This window comes from Endozoicomonas sp. ONNA2 (genome assembly GCF_024606365.1).
In the GTDB taxonomy this organism is placed as follows: Bacteria; Pseudomonadota; Gammaproteobacteria; order Pseudomonadales; family Endozoicomonadaceae; genus Endozoicomonas.
Genome location: NZ_JAHHPO010000936.1, coordinates 1 through 6180, shown reverse-complemented (window position 1 = coordinate 6180; position 6180 = coordinate 1). Strand labels below are relative to the sequence as shown.

Below are 6180 nucleotides of genomic sequence, written 5' to 3'. Positions count from 1 at the left end.
AGAAACGTTCTTGAGCGATCAAGAACCCTCGCCCGATAGGGCGGGGAGTGTCAGGGTACTTCTTTCCTCTCAGTTGACATTTCCGAATTCTTCCCCCGGAGTATCCCATGACCGCTATCAAGGAAATCAAGGCTCGCGAAGTCCTCGATTCTCGTGGCAATCCCACTGTTGAAGCTGACGTGATTCTTGAGTCTGGTGCCTTTGGTACTGCCTGTGCTCCCAGCGGCGCTTCCACCGGTTCCCGCGAAGCCCTGGAGCTGCGTGATGGTGACAAGTCCCGCTACCTGGGCAAGGGCGTGCTGAAAGCCGTTGCCAATGTTAACGGTCCTATCCGTGAAGCACTGCTTGGTTTTGACGCCAATGACCAGCGTGGCCTGGATCATAAGATGATCGACCTGGACGGCACTGATAACAAAGCCAAGCTGGGTGCCAATGCTATTTTGGCAGTGTCTCTGGCGGCTGCCAAAGCCGCCGCTGCTGACAAGGGCATGCCTTTGTACGCGCACATTGCCGAGCTGAACGGTACCCCTGGTCAGTTCACCATGCCGGTGCCCATGATGAATATCCTGAACGGCGGTGAGCACGCTGACAACAATGTCGATATCCAGGAATTCATGATCCAGCCAGTGGGCGCCAAAAACTTCGCTGAAGCCCTGCGCATGGGGGCTGAGGTATTCCACGCCCTGAAGAAAGTGCTGTCCGACAAGGGCCTGAACACTGCCGTGGGCGACGAAGGTGGTTTTGCTCCAAACCTGGCCTCCAATGCCGACGCTCTGGCGGTAATCAAAGAAGCGGTTGTTGCGGCCGGTTATACGCTGGGCAGTGACATCACTCTGGCTATGGACTGTGCGGCTTCGGAGTTCTTCGAAGATGGCAAGTACCACTTGAAAGGCGAAGGCAAAGTCTTCACTGCCAGGGAGTTCTCGGACTATCTGAAAGGTCTGACCGAAAAATACCCGATCATCTCCATTGAAGATGGTCTCGACGAGTCTGACTGGGACGGCTTCAAGTACCAGACTGAACTGCTGGGTGACAAGATCCAGATCGTTGGTGATGACCTGTTCGTAACCAATACAAAGATCCTTAAAGAAGGTATCGATAAGGGCATTGCTAACTCTATCCTGATCAAGTTCAACCAGATCGGTTCCTTGAGCGAAACCCTGGATGCGATCAAAATGGCCAAAGAAGCGGGTTACACTGCTGTTATCTCTCACCGCTCCGGTGAAACCGAAGACGCCACCATTGCGGATTTGGCGGTGGGTACCTGCGCTGGCCAGATCAAGACCGGTTCCCTGTGTCGTTCTGATCGTGTGGCCAAGTACAACCAGTTGCTCCGTATTGAAGAGCAGCTGAAAGGCAAGGCGCCTTACCGTGGTATTGCTGAATTCAAGCGTGCATGATTAGCAGTCACTGCTTATTGACAGGGGAGGCTTAAGCCTCCCTTTTTGTTTGCCCGGTAAATCGGGCGAATCGCCTAACCAGGAGGCTTTCCGGGAATAGCGGGGCTATTTGAGGAAGAAGCAGGAATACTTTATCGCTATCGCACGACTGCATGGATGCAGGAACTGTTGCCACGCAGGGCAATTAATTTTCGGACAGCCTCTTGGGGGAAAGTTGTCGGTCGTCCTTTACCAGTGAACTTTTGGAGCCGTCTTTCGTGTTTCAGGGAGATGGCAGTTAATCTGTATCGCACAGGACAGGTGGCGATAAATCCGGCCTGTACAGGTGCCAGACCTGCACCAGTTGCCACTCGTTGCTAATGCTCATTAAACAGCCACTGGTGGCACTGAATGTTACCGCGTCGAGCTTGTATTGATGGCGTATGGTTGCTTTGGGTATCCAGCTGCCTTCTGTAATGTAGCCATAGATAAAGGTGGCATAATCATTTGCGGCATTGATGATTACATGGGAGCCATCATGGTTGAAGTTGGCTGTATGAACCCCGCCCTGTGGGGCAAAATTAGCGCTGGTTTTCCAGTTATTACTGGTCGTACGGGTGTGGATCATGGCGTTGTGACCAGGTATAGGTTCTGCCTCCGCGTTTTTGGAGACTGTCAGGATATGGTGGTCATCAGCGCTGAAGGCGGCTGAGTAGATCGGTTTATCATGGACAATAACCTGTTGTTGTGACCACCGCCTGGCGTTGGCATTATACCGGTAAATTTTTGCCGTCTTATCGTCGCTGGCTGTTGCCAGATAGTGACAATAGGGACTAAAAGTGGCACAGAAGACAGGCCCTTTATGGTTTATGGTGGTTTTTATCTGCCAATTGTCGGTGTTATCATAACTCAGGATTATGGCTGTATGATCAGAGCTGGCCGTTGCTACATGACGATCGTCGCTGCTGAGTGCGACATGGTTGATAAATTGGGAGTGGGTGATAACTTTTTTGTTTGTCCAGCCGGTATCAGTTTTACTGCTGAATATCGTGACGATTTGATTGCAATGGTGATTGTCGACGCCGCTAAGGGTCAATATATGTTTGGCATCAAGACTGAATACTGCGCAACTGACCAAACCATCATGCTCCAGGGTGGCTTGTTCCTGCCATTTGCCATTGAGGTCGCGGCCATGGATTCTCGCCGTGCAATCGTCACTGGTGGTGACTATCAAGCTGCTGTCAGGGCTGAAGTTTGCTGACCGAATATCCTCTTCTTGAATAATCGTCCCTGTTGCTGCCCAGCTGCCTACCTTATCCATGCTACAGACTATGGCCTTGCAACCACAGGCCGTCACTGCCTGATGTCCGTCGGAATTGAACGTCGCCGACCTGACAAATAAACCAGGACGAAGGGTGAGTCTTTCTGTCCAGCTGCCGTCGGCATTAGAGCCGGTGATTTTCGTGGTCGTGTTCGTGCGGCTCAGTATATGCTGGTTGTCAGCGCTGAAGGTAAAATCATTGACGAACGGCTCTATATGGTCAATGGCAATCTCTATGGGTCTTGTGGCTTTTACTGCCTGATCATAACTTGCAGGACCACAGCGAGTGCGAGCGTTGGTCACCAGGTAGCGGGCATCGTTGCTGAGCCTGGTTGACATGGAAGTATAAGGGGTGAAATTGATGGATGTTGCCAATTCCGGATGGAAAGCACGACAGTTAGCCATTAACCGGCCCACTGTGTAAAACAGGATTTGTGGGAAATATTTCCCTTTTCGTGGTTCCCTTGCCGACAGACCGTCGTCTGTTATCTCCCCGGCGCAATAGCCATAAATATGGCTGATCAGCGTTTCATTCCCGGTAAACTGCCCCAGCCAGGCTTTCAGTTCATGGTTACTGATGTTATTGGCAATCTGTGCAAAATCATGCTGTTTTTTTGTAGAGAACTGTTTAAACCAGGTTCTGGCGAGCAGATGCTCGCTGCGGATGGTACTGCACAAAGTCGCACAGGTCTGTGCTACGGCCTTGATATCCCGGTACTTTAAAAAACCCAGTATGTGCCCTAAGTGTTCGCTTGGCAGATCAAGTAATAGCATCGGCCTTTGGTCAGAAATGACGGCGATACTGTTGCTGATACTGGTTATGGGGGTGGTAACAGGAATCGGGATGGTATAACAGCTGTTACTGCCAATAGGCTTGTCAGAGTGCATATTCATAAATCATTATTGCCTGGCTGCCGCCATGTGCCGGAAGCTAACCATAGTCGACAATTTCGATGCACGCATAATTAATGACTCTGATGCACGCAATGTCACCATTGGGTAGGCGGTGATCGCAATGATCATCAATGGCTGCGCTTTACACGGCAGGGTCTGGATATGTTTTTTTTGCGAACATTCAGACCGATTTCGGACTTTCGTGTTCAGGTGGCACTAAATCGGGCCTGTACAAGTGCCAGATCTGTACCAGTTGAGGGTTGTTGTTAAAGGTGAATAAGTCGTCGCTAATGCACATTAAATAGTCGCTGGTGGGACTGAATGTTGCCGAGTTCAGCTTGTATTGATGGTGCAGGTTCAGTTTGGGTAACCAGCGGCCTTCTGCCGTGTAGCCATAGATCAGGGCGACACGATCATTTCTGGCATTGATGACTATATGGGAGCCATCATGGTTGAATCGTGCTTGATGAACCCCGCCCTCTGGCGCAAAATCAGCACTTGGTATCCAATTGTCACTGGTCGTACGAGTGTGGATCATGGCAATGTGACCAGGTATGGATTTTTCTTGTCGGTTTGCGGAGACTGTCAGGATGTGTTCGCTATCAGGACTGAAGGTGGCCGAGGTGATCGGTTGATTGTGGACAATAACCTTTAGTTGTGCCCAACGCCGGGTGCCGGCATTATACCGGTAAATTTTTGCTGTCTTATCCTCACTGGCCGTCACTAAATAATGACAATAGGGACCAAAATAGGCAGACAAAACAGAATCGCTATGGTTTATGGTGGTACTTACTTGCCAGTTGTCGTGGGTATCATCACAACTCAGAATTACGGCTGTATGATCAGAGCTGGCCGTCACTGCATGACGGTTATCGATGCTGAATGCGACCTGGTTGATGCCCCCGAGGTGGGTAATAACTTTTTTGTTGTTCCAGCCGGTATCAATGTTAGCGCTGAAAATCGTTACAATCTGATCGCAATGGCGATCGTCGATATCACTGATGGTCATTATATTTTTGCCATCAGGGCTGAATCCAGCGTGCCTGACCTTGCCATCATGCTCCAGGGTTATCTGCTCCAGCGATTGGCCGTTGAGACTGTGAATTCTCGCCGTGTGATCGTTACTGGCGGTGACTATCAAACTGCTGTCAGGGTTGAATTGTGCTGACCAAATATCCTTTTCTTGAATAATCGTACCTGTTACTGCCCAGCCGCCAGACTTGTCCATGGAACAGACTATGGCCTTGCAATCACAGGCCACCACTGCCTGGCGGCTGTCGGGATTGAAAGTCGCCGACCTGACAGATCTTTCAGCATGAATGGTGAGTTTTTTTGTCCAACTGCCGTCGGCATTACAGCTGGTGACTGTTGCGGTCTTTTCTGTGCGACTCAGTATATGCTGGTTGTCATTACTGAAGGTAATCTCATTAATAAACCACTCTTTATGGGGAATAGTAATCCCGGCGGGCCTTTTGGTGTTTTCTCTTCTTTCATGAATTCCTGTACCACTGAGGAGAGTGTAAAGGTTGGTCGCCAGGTAGCGGCCATCGTGGCTGAGCCTGGTAGAACAAGAACTAAAATGTCGGCAACTGATCGATGTTACCAATTGAGGGTAGAAAGCAGGGCAGTTAGCCATTAATCGGCCCATGGTGTAAAACAGGATTTGTGGAAAATATTTCCCTTGTTGTGGTTCCCGTTCTGACAGGCCATCGTCTGTTATTTCCCCGGCTGAATGGCCACAAGTATGGCTGATCAGCGTTTTATTCCGGGTAAAATGCTCCAGCCAGGCTTTCAATTCATGGTGACTGATGTTGTTGGCAATCTGGACAAAATGCTGCTGTTTTTTTTCAGAGAACTGCTTAAACCAGGATCTGGCGAGCAGATGCTCAGTGCGGATTATACTGTACAAGGACGAGCAGGTCTGTGCAGCGGCCTTGATATCCCGGTAGTCTAAAAAACCCAGCATGTGCCCCAGGGGTTGTGGTGGCAGATCCAGCAATAGCATACGCTTTTGGCCAGAAAGGACGGCGATACTTTTGCCAGTACTATTTGCCACAGTCAAAGGGATGGTAGCAACCGGGACAATATAGCTGTTGGTACTGCCAATCGGCTTGTCAGAGGGCATATTCAGAACTCTTTGGTCTCAGGCTAACGGGCAAAATGTGGCGTTGATGTCAGATTGAACTCAACAGGTGATGAATTGTTTATCAGACGTTGGTTGTCTATATCTCTTTTTACAACCCTGACCCGGATATTTTCCGGAAATCTGATTTCAGAGAATTCAGATATCGGGCAGCACCAACAGGCTGCCGATTCAATACCAGTTTTCGATACCATTTTTTTTAAAACCACTTTTTTAATACCACTTAAAGTACCTTAATCATCCTGACCCGGTTGCCGCCATGTGCCGAGACTTAAATTAGCTGAATATTTCGATGCATGCACAACCAATCAGTTGCACGTGATTACCATGTCGGGGCGGAGAAAGGCAGCTATAAGTAGTTGGCCAAATGGAATCGTATATTTCTGGTTAAGTGGACAGTTACTATGCAAGGCGCAACGTAGGGAGCATAGCCTTAGCTATGT

3 protein-coding genes are annotated in these 6180 nt (G+C 49.5%); 1 reads left to right on the top strand and 2 read right to left on the bottom strand.

Annotated elements, in window-relative coordinates; translation table 11 throughout:
- Positions 1 to 107 precede the first annotated feature (107 nt).
- Positions 108 to 1400, top strand: a complete 1293-nt coding sequence (eno, locus tag KDK14_RS16640; RefSeq protein WP_257266299.1) for a phosphopyruvate hydratase — start codon at positions 108 to 110, stop codon at positions 1398 to 1400.
- Positions 1401 to 1677: 277 nt separating this feature from the next.
- Here eno and KDK14_RS16635 read toward each other — a convergent pair whose 3' ends face one another.
- Both KDK14_RS16635 and KDK14_RS16630 read right to left on the bottom strand, forming a co-directional pair.
- Complete coding sequence (locus tag KDK14_RS16635; RefSeq protein ID WP_257266298.1) at positions 1678 to 3594, bottom strand: F-box/WD repeat-containing protein; 1917 nt, start codon at positions 3592 to 3594, stop codon at positions 1678 to 1680.
- Positions 3595 to 3775: 181 nt separating this feature from the next.
- On the bottom strand, positions 3776 to 5719 hold the full coding sequence (locus KDK14_RS16630) for an F-box/WD40 repeat-containing protein (protein WP_257266297.1): 1944 nt from the start codon (positions 5717 to 5719) through the stop codon (positions 3776 to 3778).
- Positions 5720 to 6180: the final 461 nt, after the last annotated feature.

Bases quoted from the DNA above. Each gene is read 5' to 3' on its own strand.
- KDK14_RS16630 (WP_257266297.1), bottom strand. From the start codon at position 5,719: ATGCCCTCTGACAAGCCGATTGGCAGTACCAACAGCTATATTGTCCCG.
- eno (WP_257266299.1), top strand. From the start codon at position 108: ATGACCGCTATCAAGGAAATCAAGGCTCGCGAAGTCCTCGATTCTCGT.
- KDK14_RS16635 (WP_257266298.1), bottom strand. From the start codon at position 3,594: ATGAATATGCACTCTGACAAGCCTATTGGCAGTAACAGCTGTTATACC.